This is a genomic window from Natrinema salinisoli (assembly GCF_020405205.1).
Lineage (GTDB): Archaea > Halobacteriota > Halobacteria > Halobacteriales > Natrialbaceae > Natrinema > Natrinema salinisoli.
This window is the reverse complement of sequence record NZ_CP084470.1, coordinates 65,320-84,024: the sequence shown is the minus strand read 5'-3', so window position 1 is coordinate 84,024 and position 18,705 is coordinate 65,320. Positions and strand designations below refer to the sequence as shown.

The window sequence follows — 18,705 nt, the reverse complement described above, 5'->3', positions numbered from 1 at the left end:
GAGCTGTGTGATCAAGAAGTCGGAAAGAGTCAAACAGCCAATTTCGAGTCAGCAGTAAGTACGCATCTGTAATTATCGAACTAAACAATTCAGTTCTAATCAAATTCTATATAAAAATAATATTACCAATTACTGTTATATGGCTGGCATTCCAATCTGGCCTATGTTCTTTCATAGCATACCAATGTGCCGTATCTATGGCCCTTTCGTACGATTTCCGGACGATCAACTACAGGGAGCGAGGGAAGACGCGTGACCGGGAACGCTGACAAACTGCAAAACGTTGCGCTCGGAACTGCTTCGGCCGATCTCGTCGTTACGAACGGGCGAGTACTGTTACCGGAATCCCGCAGCATCGTCGATCGAGACATTGCCGTCGAAAACGACCGGATAGCAGCAGTCACGGCCGATGCGAGCGACGCGACGGGGCCGGAAACGACGGTCGTCGACGCCGAGGGGAAAGTGATCACCCCGGGATTCGTCAACGCCCACGTACACGTCGACTCCTTCCAGCCATTCGAACGGGCCTATCACCGCATTCTCGCGACCGGAACCACGGCCGTCGTAACCGAAGTCTGTGAATTCGGGAGCTGCTTCGGCGAACCCGGTGTCCGACAACTCCTCGAGGCGACAGCCGACCTCCCGATTCGGGTTTTCGGGACCGTTCCGCCGCAGGCGTTCCTCGATGCATTTAGTATCGGGTACGATCAGTTCGACGATACCGATCGCGAGGAGCTGTCTGCCCTGCTCCAAGAGGATCGAATCGTCGGTACCGGTGAAATTCCTTGGATACAGCTCGTCGGGCGCTCGTCGCCGGCTGAATCACTCGCTGCGCGGGCTCGAGCGCTCGGCAAGACGGTGAGCGGTCACGGAGCCGGCTGTTCGGGTCGTCGACTGACCGCTCTCGCCGCGACGATCACCGACGACCACGAGATGGTCTCGAGCGAGGAGGTCGCCGAGCGCCTCGAGAACGGAATTCACTCGATCGGGCGCTATGGTACGTTTCGCGACGATATCGATGCGCTCGCCGACGCCTACGAGCGGTTCGGGTCGGCGGAGCTCTCGCTCTCGACGGACTGGATCTGGCCGACTGATATCGTCTCCGAGGGGTACATGGATGCCGTCGTTCGCCGGGCTATCGAAGCAGGTATTGACCCGGTCGACGCCGTTCGAATGGCGACCCTCAACCCTGCTCGTCACTTCGGTCTTCCCGATATCGGCTCGTTGTCTCCCGGTTCGCGAGCCGACATCGTCGTTCTCGACGATCTCGAAGACGTTGCCATCGAGACGGTTATCAGCGGCGGCGAAATCGTGGTCGACGGCGGCACGCCGGTTGTCGAGTCCCGCTCGCACGCCTACCCCGAGTGGTTCTGCGATTCGATCTCGCTGTCGCTGAACGAAGGGGCGTTGCGAGTCCCGACGGCGGACGGTTCCGACGGTGCCGTCAGATCGATCCATTGCGAGGGCGGAACAGTGACCAGCGAGACGACCGTCGAACCGGCGGTTGCGGACGGGGAATTCGTCGCGACGGCGGACCGCGACGCGCTCAAGGTTGCGCTCTTCGATCGCTCGCCAAGTGGAGTCGGGGACGGCTTTACCGGATTCCTCTCGGGGTTCGGACTCGAGGCGGGCGCGGTCGCGACGTCCCACACGTGGCAGACCCCCGGCGTGATCGCCGTCGGTGCGGACGAGGACGCGATGCGGCGATCGATTGCGGACGTGATCGAGATGGGAGGCGGATGGGCCGTTCGTGGCCACGAGACGACTCGCGTCACGTTCCCAACGCCGATCGGTGCCCGCTGTGCAGACCGTGATATCTCCGAGACCGCCGAGAAGATGGCCGACGTGAGTTCGGCGCTCCGCGAGTTGGGGGCTCGTCTCGAGGAACCGGCACTCATCCTGCAAGCGCTGTCGTTCACCGGCGTTCCGTCGCTCAGGATGTCGTTTTCCGGCTACGAAGACGTATTCGCACGAGAAACCGTTGGCACCGATCCGTCGACGTGACCGCTGACACAATCGGTCATCTCATCACACACGGCGACCAGCTTCGGTCACCCACTGGAACCAGCGAGACGGCATTCCTGCCCGTCGGAGGGGTGCGTTAGTTCGCCTACTCTTGTGGTCCGTAGTCGGGACTGATGTCCGGTCGAAGGCGCGCTTCCGCCGAAAGCTGGTGGGCGTGAGTCCCCTCGAGCTCGCAGATCTTGGCCGCCCACGGAGCGATACGGGCGGCACCGTCCTCGGTCGCCTCCTGATGAGTCAGCGTCTTCAGGTACGTGCCGGCCCAAATGCCGCCGCTATAACGGGCTACCTCGAGAGTCGGGAGGCTGTGGTTCGTTCCCACGGCTTTGTCACCGAAGACGACGGGCGAGTGTTCGCCGAGGAAGAGGGACCCGTAGTTGGAGAGGTCGTCGACGATCGATCGAGGCTCGTCAATCATCACCTGCAGGTGTTCGATCGCGTAGTCGTTGACGACATCGACCGCTGCTTCCAAGGTATCCGCAACGACCACCTCGCCGTTTTCCTCCCAGCATTCCCGGGCGACGTCTTCCGTTCGAAGATCCGGCAACTGGTCGTACAGCTCGTCGACGGTCTCCTCGGCGATACTCCGGTCGGTCGAGACGAGGATCGGGCGGGAATTCGGATCGTGTTCGGCCTGGGCGAGCAGATCCGTCGCGACCAACTCGGGATCCGCCGTCTCGTCGGTCAGGATCAGCACTTCCGACGGACCGGCGAGGAAATCGATACCGACGTGACCGAAGACCTGTCGCTTCGCCTCAGTGGTAAAGACGTTTCCCGGCCCTGTGACCTTTGCCACTTCGGGGACCGTCTCCGTTCCATACGCCATAGCGCCGATGGCCTGTGCCCCACCGATGCGGTAGATTTCGTCGGCACCGGCCTGGTCCATCGCGTAGAGCTGAGCCGCCTGAATGCTCCCGTCTTCCTGCGGCGGTGCGCACGTGACGATCCGATCGACGCCAGCGACTGCTGCCGGAACGATCGACATTGCGGGGGCAGCGACGAGCGGATGGCGACCGCCGGGGACGTACGTTCCAGCGGACTCAACCGGGACGATGCGCTGGCCGAGCCGAACGCCGGTCTCGAACTCTTTTTCGAAGCCCGAGATGTATTTGCGCTGTTCCTCGTGAAATGCTCGAACGTTGTCGATCGTGTTGTCGATCGTCTCCATCTCGGCGTCGGTGAGTTCCGCCCTAGCGGCTTCGATCTCGTCCTCGCCGACGCGGAAATCGTCGATCTCGACGCCGTCGAATCGCTTCGTTAAATCGAAGAGTGCGTCGTCACCTCGCTCCCTCACGTCGGAGAGAATGTCGCGCACTGCGTCCGTTACTTCCTGATCGATCTCGATCGACGCGTCATCGGCCTTTTTGAGATAGTCAATCATGCCAGATATACACACTCATAATCACTGCGCCGGTGTATAAAATATGTTGACCGATTATCGGAGGTGAGCTTTGAGTCACGAAGGCGAGACGACAACGGAAATCCGTATGACTGGGGAGATGTTATTGTTCTGGTCCGAAAATAGATCGGTCATGCACGACGGACGGACGTTCATCGTCACTGGTGCGAGTCGTGGAATCGGTCGAACTATTGCACACCAATTACTCGAGGAAGGCGCGAACGTCGTTTTGGCTGCCCGGAGCGACGGTATCGAGGAGACAGCCGCGACGTCCGAATCTGGCGATCGAGCGCTTCCGATCAGGACCGACGTCACGGACGAATCTGCGGTCCGGTCGCTGATCAACCGGACTGACGAGGCCTTCGGCGGTCTCGATGGTGTCGTAAACAACGCCGGCATCGCTGGACCGACAGCGTCCGTAACCGACGTCGACGTCAACGAGTGGGAACGGACGATGGCGGTCAATGCGAGGGGACCGTTTCTCGTCGCGAAACACGCGACCCCCTTGCTGGCAGCGAGCGATCGCGGAAGCATCGTCAACATTTCGTCGATTAGCGGAAAGCGGCCGCTCGAGGGGCGGACGCCGTATGCGGCATCGAAAATGGCAGTGATCGGCCTCACACGAACGCTCGCGTTCGAACTGGGAGACGACGATATTACTGTGAACACCGTCTGTCCCGGTGCTACCGAGGGACCGCGTATCGAGGACGTAATCAGCAGGCAAGCGGAGGAGCGCGGAATCTCCTACGAGGAGGCGAAGCGAGTCGTCTTCACGGACGATGCGGCGCTCGGCGAACTCGTCGAACCCGAAGACGTGGCGGATACGGTGTCTTTCCTGCTCGGACCGCGAGCGCGACATATTACCGCACAAGATATCAACGTCGATGCCGGAACGGCCTGGTACTAGCACATTGCCCTTCGCCATCGTCTCGACGAGCAACGGGACCGATCAGCTGGCGAGTTCACTCCCGTCTCCGCGGTCAATATGCTCCCGTCCGTTCACGGGTTTGCTTTCGTCTCGCTACCGCTGAATTTCAGCATACTGTTAAGTGTCTCCCCTCGGATTCCGTCATTGTGTATGTTTGAGTCTGACACGGTATGGGAATTCGCAATCGCCGATCAGATTAAATTCGGGAACGGTTCGACGGCCGAGTTGGGCGACGAACTCGAAAAGCGCGCCATCTCGAGTATCCTGATCGTCACAGACGAACAGCTACGGGAGGCTGGTGTCGTCGAAACGGTCCGGACCTCCGTACCGGAGGAGGTCAGTGTAGATGTCTTCGACGGCGTCGAACCGGACCCGGACGTCGAGGTCTACGAATCGGCGATCGAAACCGCGGCGACGGTCGATCCCGACGGAATCGTCGGCGTCGGTGGAGGGAGTTCTCTCGACGTAGCGAAAGTGTCCGGAGCGCTCGCAGCCACGGACCGTGACGTACTCGAATACGTTGCACCGCCGATCGGTGACGGCGTTTCGGTCCCCGACTCCGGGCTACCTGTCTTCGCGGTTCCGACGACCGCCGGCACCGGTTCGGAAAGTTCGCCTGCTGCGGTCGTTTCCCTGCCGGAACGGGAACTCAAAGTCGGGATCTCCAGTCGACACCTGTACCCGGATCTCGCGGTCGTCGATCCGCTTTTGACCGTGTCCCTTCCGCCCGCAATCACTGCCTCCTCGGGAATGGACGCACTCACGCACGCGATCGAGGCGTATACGACCCGTCGATACGATACGAAGGCGTTGCCCGAACGAGCCGACGAACGACCGGATTACGGCGGCCGAACGGTGGTGACCGACCTGTTCGCTGAGAAAGCCATCGAACTCATCGGCTCCAGCTTGCAACGAGCGGTCAACAACGGCTCGGACGTCGAGGCACGACGTGACATGTCGTTGGGGGGTCTGCTAGCGGGGATCGCGTTCACCAATGCTGGATTGGGGGCGACTCACGCGATGGCCTACCCAATCGCTGGGGAGAACCACACTCCTCACGGAGTCACGGTCGCCGTCCTCCTTCCGGAAGTGATGCGCTACAACGCTCCAACAGTGGCCGATCGCTATGGGAGAGTCGCCGAACTTCTCGGCGAGAACGTCGAGGGCGTAAGTGATCGCGACGCAAGCGACCGCGGTGTCGCCGCGGTCGAAGCGCTGAGCTCCGACATCGGGATCCCGTCCGGACTCGCTGAGCTCGGTGTTACGGAGGACGACATTCCGCGACTCGCCGAGAAATCGGAGGAAATTCAGCGGCTCTTGGTCGGCAATCCGCGCCGTGTTTCTCGAGACGATCTCGAGGAAATCCTCTCGCAAGCATTATAACAGCGATTCCTGTCCTGGTATCGTCTGTTCGCTAGGGTCGGTCGATGAGAGCTCCGTTTGGAGCCGATGCCGATAGGAATCGTTACTCGAGCGATCCCGTGCCACCATCGCTCGCCGCGGGTGAGTCGAACGCGTAGCTTGTATCGGCGCTTGGTGGCTCGATCGTATCGACGATCTCCGCAATAACATCTGCAGGGTCAACGTTGCTCAGATCGGCATCGGTACTCAAGACGAGCCGCCAGCGTACGATCCAGTCGACGGCATTCTCGCTGGCTTCCTCCGCTACTCCATGGGCTGGTACGAGTGGACCCAACTCGGACTCGTTCTCATCGCGCTCATCGCTTGGTACCGCGACAAAACACCTGGTCTGGGCCACGTTCGACGTGGACTCGAGGACGCAGTTTGACGGAGTGGTATGAATTGCCTTGGGATCAGGTGGTTCGAGATGCTTCCCGTCTCGTCATCACGAAAGGAGCGGAGCTCCTTTCGAACGACATAGTCATCGACACACCTGTTCGACCGCGAGAGCGGGACGTTTCACACGAGAGAACAGGTCGTGTCATAGACCGGGAAATATCCCACCTGCGGGATGGGAAGCCTCGCCGTCGTCGGGCTAGCCCGACTGCTTGAGGGAGCGAAGCTCCCTCTCCGTTTACGACGATGAGGATGTCACTGATGAGGCGCGGTATCAATCACTGCCGCAGTAATTATCTGTTTTAAGTAATACTATATTTCTCGATAGATACCAGTATTCAGTCAGAGCTGATGGCCAAGACTTCGTTCACAACGCTGATCTCTGGCACGACATTGTCCGAAGCCTGGACTACGGTACAACCACTGTGACCGTGAATAGGCTATACGAGCAGTATTGGATGTGTACTATTCAAATTCTGAATGTAGATATTTGCGCTACATAATATCTAAAGCAACTATAACTGGTGCTATCTCGGTTTGTTTTCCGAGATCTGCACGGGTAACATGGAGCCATGTTCTGAAATATTTGTCAATATTACTCTATTGTTAAGATATAATTATCATCCCTTGATTATGATTTCAGAAAGCAACGGAACGCAGTCTGGGCACTAGTGAATATATAACCAAAAGAATAAGAAAGAAGAAGTCCTAGTTTTCATACTATTATGTCTCCGCGGAATCTGACAACAATATTTATATACCATAGTGTGATAATGACTTACACAGCAGGGGCGGAGCGCCACTAGAGTCTTTGAGACTCAATTAGCCATTGGACCGATTCTCAGTGTGCGTTTCGTTCCTCGCTGTGCCTTTATCAGCAGCTCGTCGACCAGTATGTGTCATATGAACGGTCAGTAGTACCACAGTGGGACTGTCTGACTCTGCACTGATACCGGGGGCGGCGATAGATAATAACGAACTTAGGGTGTTATATTCACTGCTATAATATAGCGTTTCAAAATCCGTCACAAGACATATTCACACAGTTTGCAATATCGGGATACAGCTATGTGGAACGTGAATCGCCCCGGGCCAAGTCGTTCGAGACATTTCGCGTCTCGTCATCACGGACGTTCCTTGATTTTCCGAATGACCCCGAGCAGTCGGCCTGTTCCTCTTGTAAATATCAAATCAACCTTCATTGTGACCCCTCCAACATCGAATCGGTCACCAAACCATTATAAACGACCTAACCGATTTCCTCTACATGGCAGCGACTGACGTTCTCGTAATAGGCGGTGGACCGGGTGGCTACACGGCTGCGATTCGTGCAGCACAGCGTGACTGTGACGTAACACTCGTTGACCGAGACGGCATTGGCGGCACCTGTCTCAACCACGGTTGTATCCCCTCAAAGGCGCTGTTGACCGCATCAAATCTCGTCACGAAACTCGAGTCGGCATCCCAAATGGGTATCTACGCAGAGCCGTTCGTCGATGTCGGAGAAATGGTTGGCTGGAAGGATGATGTCGTCGACCAGCTCACGGGTGGAATCGAAAAACTCTGCAAGGCAAACGGCGTCACCGTGAGAGAAGGCACTGCGCGTTTCACAACGAGTCAAACCGTCGAAATCGCTGCAGCAGATGGGACCAGAGAGGAACTCGAATTCGAAAATGCGGTCATTGCAACCGGTAGCCGCCCGATGACAGTACCGGGATTTTCCTTCGACGACGACCCGATTCTGAACTCCCGGCAAGCACTCGCTTTCGAAGCCGCACCACGATCGCTTGCCGTCGTCGGGGGAGGATACATCGGCATGGAACTCTCGACAGTGTTTGCGAAGCTCGGGACCGATGTAACCGTCATCGAAATGGAAGACGACGTGTTGCCGGGGTACGAATCGGATCTCACTCAGCCAGTCAAGCAGCGAGCCGAATCCGTCGGCGTTGACTTCCAGTTCGGTCAGGTCGCGGTCGAGTGGACTCGAGAAGACGATGGGAGCGTAACTCTCCATACGGAAGACACGAACGGGGACAGTCACGAGACGGCCGCGGAACGGATACTCGTTGCGGTCGGTCGTGAACCCGTTTCCGACACGCTCGATCTCGAGGCGGTCGGTGTGGAACCGACCGACGGAGGATTTCTCGAGACTGACGATCGAATGCGGACGGCTTGCGATCACGTCTTCGCAGTCGGTGACGTCGCCGGTGAACCGATGCTCGCGCACAAAGCAGTAGCGGAGGGCCTCGTCGCTGCGGAAGTCGCATCCGGAGGTGACGCTGCACTCGATCAAGCAGCGATTCCGACGGCGATATTCGCCGACCCCGAGATCGCGACCGTCGGGCTAACGGAATCCGAAGCACGCGACGCCGGCCACTCCCCCGTCGTTGGAGAATTCCCGTTCAACGCCAGCGGTCGAGCGCTGACGCTCACAGAGACGGAGGGATTCGTCCGCGTCGTCGCCAAGGAGGACACCGGCCGACTCCTCGGAGCACAGATCGTCGGTCCCGAAGCGTCCGAGCTGATCGGTGAACTCGGGTTGGCAGTCGAGACAGGGCTGACGCTCGAGGATGTCGCCGGTTCCATCCACATGCACCCGACGCTCTCGGAGGCAGTGATGGAAGCCTGCGAGAACGCACTCGGACAAGCGATCCACACGCTGAATCGGTGACCGGCCAGATGGATCGCGCGACGGGTCAGGGCTCGGCGAGTACTTTGATCTGATCGGTCTCGGGATCGCGGAGGCTCTCAAACGCAGATTCAACGGCGTCCAACGACACCGTCTTCGTGATCATCGGCTCGGGATCGATGCGGCCGTCAGCGATCAGATCCAACGCAGTCGAAAATTCCGACTGCGAAACGAGCGGGCCGCCCTGGAATCCGAATGACCCGACGAGTTCCCGTTCCGCCTGCATAATATCGTTCGGGTGTATCGGGACTTCTTCCTCAAACACACTGAGCACGACGACCGTTTCTCCGTATGCGGTACTTCGGAGCGCATCCGTCAGCGTCGTGGCCGTTCCGGCGCACTCGAAAGAGACATCAACTCGGTCAGTTTCCCGCTGAATCTTCTCGACGGCGTCGACGGCAGTCGGATCGATGACGACGTCGGCGCCGAGCGCCTTTGCGGCCTCTCGACGAGTTGCTCGCGGTTCACTGACGTATATTTCGCGAGCACCGGCCGCCGCAGCGCCTGCGACGACGCCGAGTCCGATCGGACCGGCGCCGAATACCGCGATGCGGTCGGTCGGTTCGAGGCCCGATCGGCGGACGCCCCGAAGCGAGACGCCGAGTGGTTCCGTGAGCGCGGCGTGGCGCAGCGACACCTCGTCCGGGACGTGAACTGCCATCGAGGACGGGACGACGATTCGATCCGCAAATCCGCGGCTCGAGACGACCCCGCCGTCCCCCCGCTCACAGAGGTGGTACTTGCCGGCCGCACAGTAGCGGCAGTCATGGCAGGAAGCCACCATATTTAATGTGACGCGATCCCCGACCTGAACGTCGTCAACGGTCTCACTTACATCCGAGACCGTACCAGCGATCTCGTGCCCCATTGGTTTCGGTAAGTACTCGTCCCACTCCGACTCCGGAATCGAGTGATCGGTCGCTTCGGCTCGGATCGGTACCGGACCGACCTCGTACTCGTGCAGGTCTGAGCCACAGATCCCGGTGTATTCGATATCGACAGCGATCGTCCCCGTCGATACATCGTGTTGTTCGACATCATCGACACGGAGGTCTCCAGGCCCGTGCAGGTATACAGCATCCATCGTCCTGACATCCCGTACGATCCCTGACAAGGTAAATCTATGTCCGCGAGTACAGTGGGCCTCGTAGCGATCGCGGCCGTGACTGCGCGCCGATCTGTCGCAGTCCCCGTCAAAAAAGTACAGCGACGCTATGTGACGCCAATGTAGGCGTCACGGACGTAGTCGTCCTCTCGGAGTTCCGCGGCAGGCCCCTCGAGCGTGATCTCTCCGGTCTCGAGCAGATAGAGTCGTTCCGCGTGGCGCATCGCGAACGTGGTGTTCTGTTCGGCGATCAGGATGGTGATTCCCTCCCGTTTGAGCTGCTCAAAGGTGTCGTCGAGGTCGTCGATGATGACAGGAGCGAGTCCCAGCGTCGGCTCGTCGAGGATCAGCAGTTTCGGGTCGCTGACCAGCGCACGGCCGATGGCGAGCATCTGTTGTTCACCGCCACTCAGCGTCTCCGCGTCCTGTTCGCGACGTTCGTCCAGCCGCGGGAACAGCTCGTAGACCCAATCGATTGTCTCCCTGGCGGCTTCCTGATCGTCTCGAGGATAGGCCCCCATCAGGAGGTTCTCGTGGACGGAGAAAAACGGGAAGAGGTCGTGCTCTTCGCTACAGTGGACGAGCCCGCGGTCGACGATTTCGCGCTTGGATAGCTCGGACAGTTCCTCGCCGAACAGTTTGATGCTGCCCTCGTACTCCTTGATCCCGGAGAGAGTGTCGAACAGCGTCGTCTTCCCGGCGCCGTTCGGGCCGATGACACCAACTGTCTCGCCTTCCTCGACGCGTAATGAGACGTCGTCGAGCGCTTGCGTCTTGCCGTAAGTCACGTCTAATCCGTCGATTTCGAGAACGGGATCGGCCATCAGTTGGTCACCTCCGCACCAGCAAGGTACGCTTTCTGGACCGTCTCGTCGTTCGCGATCTCCTCGGGTGATCCTTCGGCGATTTTCTGCCCGCTGTTGATGACGACGACGCGGTCGACGATCGACATGAGTCCTTTCATATTGTGGTCGACGATGATGATCGGCCGTCCCTCGGCGTGGATGTCGCGAATTTGATCGGACAGTTTGCGAATTTCCGCCTGATTCATCCCCGCGAACGGTTCGTCGAGGAGAAGCATTTCGGGCTCCGTTGCCAGCGCTTTGGCGATTTCTAGCCGCCTGACATCGGCGTGAGGGAGAGATCCAGGAAGCACATCCAACTTCTCATCGAGGTCGAATCGCCGAGCGATGTCGAGGATTTCCGCTTGACTCGCACCGCCGGTGAGTGAGAAGATGTCGTTCGGATACGTGAACAGTTCTATGTTTTCGCCGACTGTCGAGGACGGAATCGGGTTCGATTCCTGAGAAACGCGTGCGATACCGCGGTTAACGATATCGTGGGTATCCAGCTTCGTGAGGTCGGTGTCCCTGAACTGGACGGAGCCACCCGTCACGTCGTAGATCCCCATGATGCAGTTGAAGACGGTACTCTTTCCAGACCCGTTCGGACCGATCAGTCCCAGAATCTCGTCGTCCCGGAGATCGAACGACAGGTCGTCGACGGCGACGAGGCCGCCGAACTCTTTTCGCAACTCATCGATCCGGAAGACTGTGTCACTACTCATTGCGATCACCGCCGATGGAGCCGATTCGAGACCAAATAAACGGGAAGATCCCGTCCCGGAGGAACACGAGGAAGAACAACACGATTAGCCACAGTGCAAGCCAACGGCCGGTCGATCCGAAGACCGTCAGCACCTCGTCGCGGAGGATGATGAAGACGAACGCACCGCCAATCGGTCCAGCGATCGTTCCCATGCCGCCGATCACTGCGATGGCGACCATTTCGAGGCTTCGATCGACCACGAGCACCGTCGATGGAGTGATGTTCCCGTAGAAGTGGGCGAGCATAGCACCGCCGATTCCCATCGTGATAGCGCTCATCAGGAACGCCCATAATTTGAATCTCGTCGTATCGATTCCTGAGGACTCGATTGCGGCTTCGTTTTCTCCGATCGCGCGCAGGATCCGTCCAATGTTCGACTGGCTCACCACGACCAGTACGGCACCGATGAGCAGCATCGGAATCAGCGTGTAATAGTACAGGTTCGTGAGATTGTACGTGAACGTCGACACGGCAGTGATCCCCAGCTCGCCGCCGGTGTACTCCCCGTAGATGTAGACCAACTGGGTCAGCACCAACACGCCCAAGAGCGTGATCAACGAGAAGTACGGCCCTTCGAGTCGCAGCGTCGGCACAGCGAACAGGAGACCAATGACGATCGCTGCCAAGATCGACAGCGGGAACGTAATGTACATTGCCATATCCGGGTTAACGTTGTGAACGAGAACGCCGGTCGTGTACGCAGCCCCGCCGGATAATGCCGAGTGACCGAAACTGATGTAATTGGTGTGCCCGCTAATGATGTCCCATCCCATTGCGAAGATGGCCCAGATGCTCGCTAGCGCGAATACGTACAGATACTGACCAGCCCAGAACGGCACGGTGAGGAGCGCGAGGAGCGCGACCCCGCCCGCTGCGATCTGGTATCTGTTCGGTTCGCCGAGGAATTCTCTCGTGAATCGCTGTACTATCGGTTCGCCGGAACGGTCGTATTCGTTACTCAAGGTACTCCCTCCCGTAGAGGCCTTCTGGCCGGTACATGATCACCGCGATGATGATCAGTAACGCTACCACGACGCGATACGGAGCGCCGAGAAGTGCAACCGTGAGCGTTTCGATGTAGCCGATCAGGTACGCCGCGATGATCGACCCCTTGATCGATCCAACGCCTCCGATAATGACGATCATAAAGGCGAGCGTCAACGGCTCGAGCCACATTTCGGGACTGGTCTGCTGGAGCCGACCGATGAAGATGCCGCCGACACCGGCGAACGCGCCCGCGATGAGCCACGTCTGCCGCCGAACGCGAGGCAGGTCGACACCGGTGAAAATCGCACCTCGCTCACTCATCGACGTTGCGAGGATCGCTCGCCCGTCCTTCGTGTTCGTGACGTAGTACCACAGCATTCCGATCATTACCCACGAAAAGACGAACGCCAGCAGCTGATCGTACTGCATGCGGGTTCCCGCGACAGCGACAGAGCCCGGCAGTATCGGTGTGAGAACCTGAGCCTGCTGGGAGAACGCCATCGTCATCGCTTCCTGCAAGGCGAGCGCGGCCATAATCGTCGCCATAAACGTGATGACCACGTTCTCTTCGATGTATCTGACGAGACCCATGTAGACGCCATACGACGCGACCCCAGCGAGGACGATCCCGACGAGTACACCCCCAGCTCGACCGATATACGGCTGGGTGACGAAGTATGCGTAGGCGGCGATCATGAGTAACGCACCGTGGGTCAGATTGAGTATCCCTCCGACGCCGAAGATCATCGTGAATCCGATTGCGATCAGCGCGTAGATCGCACTGATCATTGCCCCAACGATGAGTATTGTGATTATATCTGATATCATATTATTTCACGTTACATCCAGGACGGCGTCTGATGATCGCCGTTCTGGTACGTCTCGGGCCAGACACAACGTTTCGTTCCATCCGTATCACCGATACCGTTGCCATCTTCCGCCGCCTGCCACTGAGTGATAGTGAACGGCGCGAATTCGTCGCCCGGCCCTTCACCCGGGTACACGTCGTTGGGGTACTCGCCGTCGGGCCCCTGGAACTGAATTTGTCCGTACGATCCTTCGAAGTCGGTCGCTTGGAGTTCTTCGACGATCGAATCGATGTCCTCCCGATGGTTCGCGGTCCCAGCGCGCTCGACGGCCTCTGCGTAGAGGTTGATCGCGTCGTGGGTAATGAAACCGACGAACGTGGGCGTCGTCGGTCGCGAATCGTACTCGGACTGGTAGGCGTCCATGACTTCGCTCGTTTTCGGTGTAATGTCCGCGAATCCGTCCGCAGCGGAGGTCGCGGTGGACAGGTATTCGGCCGTCCCCTGTGTGTCAGACCAGAACTGCGGCGACTGCGCAGCGATCATGACGCCGTCGAGCGAGAACGGGTACTCGTTTCGCGACCAGGACGATGTCATGCCGGTAATCGGAATGTGCGAAAGCGCTCCGATCATCGTCTGTGCACCGGAGCTCTCGACCTGGTCGAGGATCGGCGTCCAGTCGTTCGTGTCGAGCGCGACCCGCTCGTTGACCGCGACGTCTATCCCGTTTTCTTCGAGCAGACTCGCGGTCATGTCCGTGATATCTTGCGTCCACGCGGCGTCCTCGCAGACGACAGCCATCGTGTCCCACCCGTGTTCTTCGCTGAGGAATTGGCCGTACTGTGCGAGGTATTCGGCCTGTTTGATCGAGTTGACTGGCCCTGGACGGAAGATGCTCTTGAACTGGTCGTAGTTTTGTGCGTGGTTTTCGGCGAAAATACGCGGTGACGCTGCGCCGGTGATCAGGAACGGGAGGTCGTTTTCGGCCACCAGATCGGCCAGCGAGAGCGCTACCTCGCTCACGACCGTTCCGACCAGCATCCGAATGTTATCTCGGCTGATCATTTCCGTCACTACAGAGTGTGCTTCGGACGGTTGGCCAGCGGAGTCGGCCGTGACGAGTTCGACATCTCTGTCGAGGATACCTCCGTTCTCGTTTAATTGGTCGACCGCTAACTGTGCCGACCGCTCTGAGCCGAGCCCGTTGTCGGTCTCGACGGGCATGACGTGCCCGATTTTTATCGTTTCACCCGTACCGCCACTACCGCCCAGACAGCCAGCAATCGACGTGACTGCTGCACCCGCCCCTACAGTCTTCAAAACAGTTCGTCGATTCGTTCTCCCGGAGTTGCTACTACTATCGCAATTCTGCTGACTAGCCTCTCTGCTCATTGGTATCGACCACCAATAAGTCCCGGAGGTTACCCTATATGTCTTTCTATAATATACCTTATACTATCTCTGGGAATGAGCGCGACTCCCTCGAGAATGCTACCCGGAATTCCGATTCCGATACCTTATAACTAATACCGTTCTCGATCGAACGGCAGTGAGACAGATCATTTCCAGTGAAATCGGTTCACACCGAGTACGCGTTCGTAGTCGGAGGATCCGATCACTGGAACGACAGCGGCTCGTTTCGGAGCCGATACTGAGACCGCTACTCGAGGCTATCGTAGATTATGTTCTTTTGAATCTCGCTCGTTCCCTCGACGATCTTCTGGACTCGGGAATCCCGATAGAACTTTTCCACCGGGAACTCCCGCGTGTAGCCGTAGCCGCCGTGGATCTGCACGGCTTCGGAACAAACGTCTTCGCAGACTTCGCTCGTGTAATACTTGGCGATGGAGGCGAGGCGTCGCGGATCGTTACCGGCCATCAACTCGCCGGCCGCTCGATACGTGGTTGAACGGGCGGTTTCGATCCCGGTCATCATATCCGCGAGTTTCCACTGGAGGCCCTGGAACTCCCCGATCTTCTGATCGAAGGCCTCGCGTTCCTGTGTATATTCGAACGCGTGGCGAAACGCACCAGCGGCCGCACCGAGCGCGTTCGCTGCCACGAGAATGCGGTTCTCGTTGAAGAACTTCATCAGTTGAATGAAACCGCGGTCCTCCTCCCCGACGAGATAGTCGGCGGGAATCCGTGCGTCCGAGATGTTGATTTCCGCGGTCGGACTCGCCCGAAGTCCCATCTTCTCGATATCGCGTCCGACCTCAAACCCGTCCGTTTCGGTCGGTACGATAAAGGCACTAATTCCGTTGTGGCCCGCATCGGGTGTCGTCTTTGCCATGACGATCATGAACTCCGCGACGGGACTATTGCTCGCCCACGTCTTGCTCCCGTTGAGGACCCACTCGTCGCCGTCCTTCTCGGCAGTCGTCCGCATCCCGGCGACGTCGCTTCCCGCGTCCGGTTCGCTGATGGACGTGCCACACACAGCCTCGCCTTCGAGGACCGGTCGGAGGAACTCGTCTTTCTGCCAGTCCTCACCGTACTCGAGAAGCAGTTCGGTACCGAACTTGCCGGTCAGAACGGCGGTCCCAATTCCGGGATCCGCACGGTTGAACTCCTCGTGGACGATGACCGACGCGAGGAAATCCATCCCGGCACCGCCGTACTCCTCGGGATAGTGCGGAGCAAGGAAGTCCAGATCGGCGGCATCCTGAAAGATTTCCCGAGGGAACTGTACCACACCGGGTTCGTCGTAGTCTCTGGCGACCGGTTCGATCTCCGTTTCTGCGAATTCGCGAACCGCATCGCGAATTGCCTCGTGTTCCGCCGTCAGTGCTGTTGTCATTGTATTATTTTTCCTCGTCTACTTTGTCTGCAGATAATCGATACCATTCGATTCTCTTGGTATTCGAAGCGGTACTACTCACGATCGCGACCGCTCGGGAAGTCGGGCTGTCGCTTATCGAGGAACGCCTGGACGGCCTCCTCGTGGTCCGGATGCTGTTGCGCTGCCGCCTCGAGCGCGATGCCTTTCGTCAGCGCGAGATCGTTCCCGAGTTCGAGCCAGCTGTTCAGGGTCTTCTTCGTGTACCTGATCGCCGTTTGGGGCCCCGTCGCTAGCTTGGCGACCATCTCGTCGGTGGCATCATCCAGTTCGGCGGCGGGGACCACGTGATTGACGAGTCCGAGGTCTTCGGCTTCCTCGGCGGAGAGCAAGTCGCCCGTCATCAGCAGCTCCTTCGCCTTGTTGAGACTCGTCAGTAGCGGCCAGATGACCGCGCCGCCGTCCCCGGCGACGAGGGCGACGTTCACGTGTGGGTCCCCGATCCGTGCGTCCTCGCTCATCATGACGATATCACAGAAGAGCGCGAGCGTTGCCCCCAGTCCCGTCGCATCGCCGTTTACCTTCGCGATCACTGGTTTCTCGAGGTTGACGATGCTCTCGATGATCTCCTCCCCCTCTCGGGCCGTCTCGAGGAACTTGCCGGGCTCCTCGACGCTCTCTTTCATCCAGTTTACGTCGCCGCCGGCGGAGAACGCGTCGCCGTTCCCGGTGAGAACGATCACCCTCGCGTCGGCGTCGTAGGCGTCGTCGAATACCTCGGCGAGTTCGGCGTGTAGCGGAGCGTTTACCGCGTTAAGCGCGTCCGGGCGGTCGATTGCGATCTGGAGGACGTCGTCGTCGAGCGTCACCGCTAGGTTTTCGTACTCCTGCATGTCCGCTCGAATAGAGATCGGTTCCTCTAATAAATCCCCGTGACGGTCGGCGGGTTGTGGACGAAAAAGCTAACACGCTGATCCCGAATACAGAGAGGTATGGGTTATCTTCCCACGCTACCGGAGACGCTGTCGCGGACGACGCGGAAGTATCCAGATCAGGAAGCGATCGTCTACCCCCGAAAGGACGTCCGTCTCACCTACGCCGAATTCGATGACAGAGTGAATCGGTTCGCGAACGCACTCCGAGAGCGCGGTGTCGAACGCGGCGATCGCGTTTCACTGTTGCTCCACAACTCTTCGGAGTTCTCTATCGCACTGTTTGGCCTCCTGCGGGCCGGCGCCGTCTTCAATCCCGTAAATTACCGCCTCGCACCCAGTGAGGTCGGCTACATACTCGACGATTCCGAATCGACGGTCCTCGTCTTCGAAGAGGCGACGCGAGACACGGTCGAGAGCGGCCGCGACGAGTTCGGGACGATCGAGGAGTACGTGTACGTCGACGACGACGTCGAACGGACGCCCGAATACGCCGCTGGGTTCCACGAGCTGCTCGAGCGTACCGACGCCGGAACGCCGTCCGTCTCGGTCGATCCGACGGACCAGTACGCGATCATGTACACGAGCGGGACCACCGGCCGACCGAAGGGAGTCGTCCACTCTCACAGAGACGCGACGTACCACAACATGCTATACGCCGGCCAGATGGGGCTCGATTTCACGGATATCGGGATCTCGGCGATGCCGCTGTATCACAACGCCGAACTCAATTGCGGACTCCTCACGCGGATCAACCTCGGCGCGAAATCGGTAGTCCTCCACGATTTCGACCCACGACGTGCCCTCGAGATCGTCGACGAAGAACGGGCGACACACCTCTTCGTGGCCTCGCGTATCTGGGGGAAACTGCTCGAGGAATCGAACGAGATGGCGTCGTTCGACGGGTCGTCGCTCGAACTCGGCGTCTACGGGGCTGCCCCGATGCCGCCATCGCTGCTCGAGGAGTGTATCGAGACGTTCACCGAGGACTACGCCACGGCCTACGGGATGACGGAGATGGGGCCGTGCGCGACGTTCATCCTCCCCTTCGAGGTTCGGGAACACCTCGAGAGTGTCGGGCGGGCCGCGCCGAACCACGAGGTCCGGATCGTCGAGCCGACCGAGAACGAGGAACCGAACGACCCCGTCACGCCAGATGATACCGTCGAGACAGGGGAAACCGGTGAGATCATCCTGCAGGGTCCGCCGATGATGGACGAATACTGGAACCTGCCGGAGAAGACGGCGGACGCGATCCGCGATGGCTGGTTCTTCACGGGCGATGCGGGCTATCTCAACGAGGACGGGTACCTCTTCCTGGTCGACAGGATCGACGACATGATCATCAGCGGCGGCGAGAACATCTACCCGACCGAAATCGAGAACGTCCTCTACCAGCACGACGGCGTCGCCGAAGTCGCGGTGATCGGCGAGGAAGACAACCAGTGGGGCGAACGCGTCGTCGCGCACGTCGTTCCGGACGGCGACCTGACCGCGGACGACCTCGACGAGTTCTGTCGAGCGAGCGACGACCTCGCCGAGTTCAAGCGGCCGCGGCGGTACGAGTTCCGCGACGACCTCCCCAAGAACCCGAGCGGAAAGATACAGAAGTACAAGCTCCGAGACGAGGACTGAGTGCGGTCGGCAGTGCGA

At 59.0% G+C, this 18,705-nt stretch carries 15 protein-coding genes; 5 read left to right on the top strand and 10 right to left on the bottom strand.

Going from position 1 to position 18,705, the window contains the following annotated elements; translation table 11 throughout:
- Window positions 1–252: 252 nt before the first annotated feature.
- A complete protein-coding gene (locus LDB05_RS21155; protein ID WP_226008204.1) occupies window positions 253–2,004 on the top strand; it encodes an adenine deaminase C-terminal domain-containing protein in 1,752 nt (583 codons plus the stop codon).
- A gap of 106 nt (window positions 2,005–2,110) precedes the next feature.
- Here the strand turns inward: LDB05_RS21155 and hisD are convergent, their stop codons facing one another.
- On the bottom strand, window positions 2,111–3,403 hold the full coding sequence (gene hisD / locus LDB05_RS21150) for a histidinol dehydrogenase (protein WP_226008203.1): 1,293 nt from the start codon (window positions 3,401–3,403) through the stop codon (window positions 2,111–2,113).
- 151 nt (window positions 3,404–3,554) lie between these two features.
- On the opposite strand from hisD, the gene LDB05_RS21145 reads away from it, so the two are divergent.
- On the top strand, window positions 3,555–4,328 hold the full coding sequence (locus LDB05_RS21145; protein ID WP_226008202.1) for an SDR family NAD(P)-dependent oxidoreductase: 774 nt from the start codon (window positions 3,555–3,557) through the stop codon (window positions 4,326–4,328).
- Between the two features lie 78 nt (window positions 4,329–4,406).
- The gene (locus tag LDB05_RS21140; protein ID WP_226008201.1) at window positions 4,407–5,732 is read left to right on the top strand and encodes a hydroxyacid-oxoacid transhydrogenase; all 1,326 of its coding nucleotides are present in this window, start codon (window positions 4,407–4,409) and stop codon (window positions 5,730–5,732) included.
- Window positions 5,733–5,814: 82 nt separating this feature from the next.
- Here the strand turns inward: LDB05_RS21140 and LDB05_RS23505 are convergent, their stop codons facing one another.
- Window positions 5,815–6,108, bottom strand: a complete 294-nt coding sequence (locus LDB05_RS23505) for a hypothetical protein (RefSeq protein WP_343232934.1) — start codon at window positions 6,106–6,108, stop codon at window positions 5,815–5,817.
- Between the two features lie 1,305 nt (window positions 6,109–7,413).
- Between LDB05_RS23505 and lpdA the strand changes: the two genes are divergently transcribed.
- Window positions 7,414–8,817 carry a dihydrolipoyl dehydrogenase gene (gene lpdA / locus LDB05_RS21125; RefSeq protein WP_226008200.1) on the top strand — a complete coding sequence of 468 codons (1,404 nt, stop codon included), beginning with the start codon at window positions 7,414–7,416 and terminating at the stop codon, window positions 8,815–8,817.
- A 25-nt stretch (window positions 8,818–8,842) separates the two neighbouring features.
- On the opposite strand, the gene LDB05_RS21120 is transcribed toward lpdA, so the two are convergent.
- The 8 genes from LDB05_RS21120 to LDB05_RS21085 all read right to left on the bottom strand — a co-directional run bounded on the left by LDB05_RS21120 (window position 8,843) and on the right by LDB05_RS21085 (window position 17,013).
- Window positions 8,843–9,949, bottom strand: a complete 1,107-nt coding sequence (locus LDB05_RS21120) for a zinc-binding dehydrogenase (protein ID WP_226008199.1) — start codon at window positions 9,947–9,949, stop codon at window positions 8,843–8,845.
- A 98-nt stretch (window positions 9,950–10,047) separates the two neighbouring features.
- Complete coding sequence (locus LDB05_RS21115; protein WP_226008198.1) at window positions 10,048–10,764, bottom strand: ABC transporter ATP-binding protein; 717 nt, start codon at window positions 10,762–10,764, stop codon at window positions 10,048–10,050.
- Window positions 10,764–11,507: an ABC transporter ATP-binding protein gene (locus tag LDB05_RS21110; RefSeq protein ID WP_226008197.1), complete on the bottom strand. Its 744-nt coding sequence runs from the start codon at window positions 11,505–11,507 to the stop codon at window positions 10,764–10,766. Before LDB05_RS21110 ends, LDB05_RS21115 begins: the two co-directional genes overlap by 1 nt.
- A complete protein-coding gene (locus LDB05_RS21105; protein WP_226008196.1) occupies window positions 11,500–12,510 on the bottom strand; it encodes a branched-chain amino acid ABC transporter permease in 1,011 nt (336 codons plus the stop codon). The genes LDB05_RS21110 and LDB05_RS21105 overlap by 8 nt, the downstream gene beginning before the upstream one ends.
- Window positions 12,503–13,363 carry a branched-chain amino acid ABC transporter permease gene (locus LDB05_RS21100; protein WP_226008195.1) on the bottom strand — a complete coding sequence of 287 codons (861 nt, stop codon included), beginning with the start codon at window positions 13,361–13,363 and terminating at the stop codon, window positions 12,503–12,505. Before LDB05_RS21100 ends, LDB05_RS21105 begins: the two co-directional genes overlap by 8 nt.
- 11 nt (window positions 13,364–13,374) lie before the next feature.
- Window positions 13,375–14,661, bottom strand: a complete 1,287-nt coding sequence (locus LDB05_RS21095) for an ABC transporter substrate-binding protein (protein ID WP_226008194.1) — start codon at window positions 14,659–14,661, stop codon at window positions 13,375–13,377.
- 340 nt (window positions 14,662–15,001) lie between these two features.
- Window positions 15,002–16,141: an acyl-CoA dehydrogenase family protein gene (locus LDB05_RS21090; RefSeq protein WP_226008193.1), complete on the bottom strand. Its 1,140-nt coding sequence runs from the start codon at window positions 16,139–16,141 to the stop codon at window positions 15,002–15,004.
- Window positions 16,142–16,215: 74 nt separating this feature from the next.
- Complete coding sequence (locus LDB05_RS21085; RefSeq protein ID WP_226008192.1) at window positions 16,216–17,013, bottom strand: enoyl-CoA hydratase/isomerase family protein; 798 nt, start codon at window positions 17,011–17,013, stop codon at window positions 16,216–16,218.
- 99 nt (window positions 17,014–17,112) lie between these two features.
- Here LDB05_RS21085 and LDB05_RS21080 point away from each other — a divergent pair, with 99 nt between their 5' ends.
- Complete coding sequence (locus LDB05_RS21080; RefSeq protein ID WP_226008191.1) at window positions 17,113–18,687, top strand: long-chain-fatty-acid--CoA ligase; 1,575 nt, start codon at window positions 17,113–17,115, stop codon at window positions 18,685–18,687.
- Window positions 18,688–18,705: the final 18 nt, after the last annotated feature.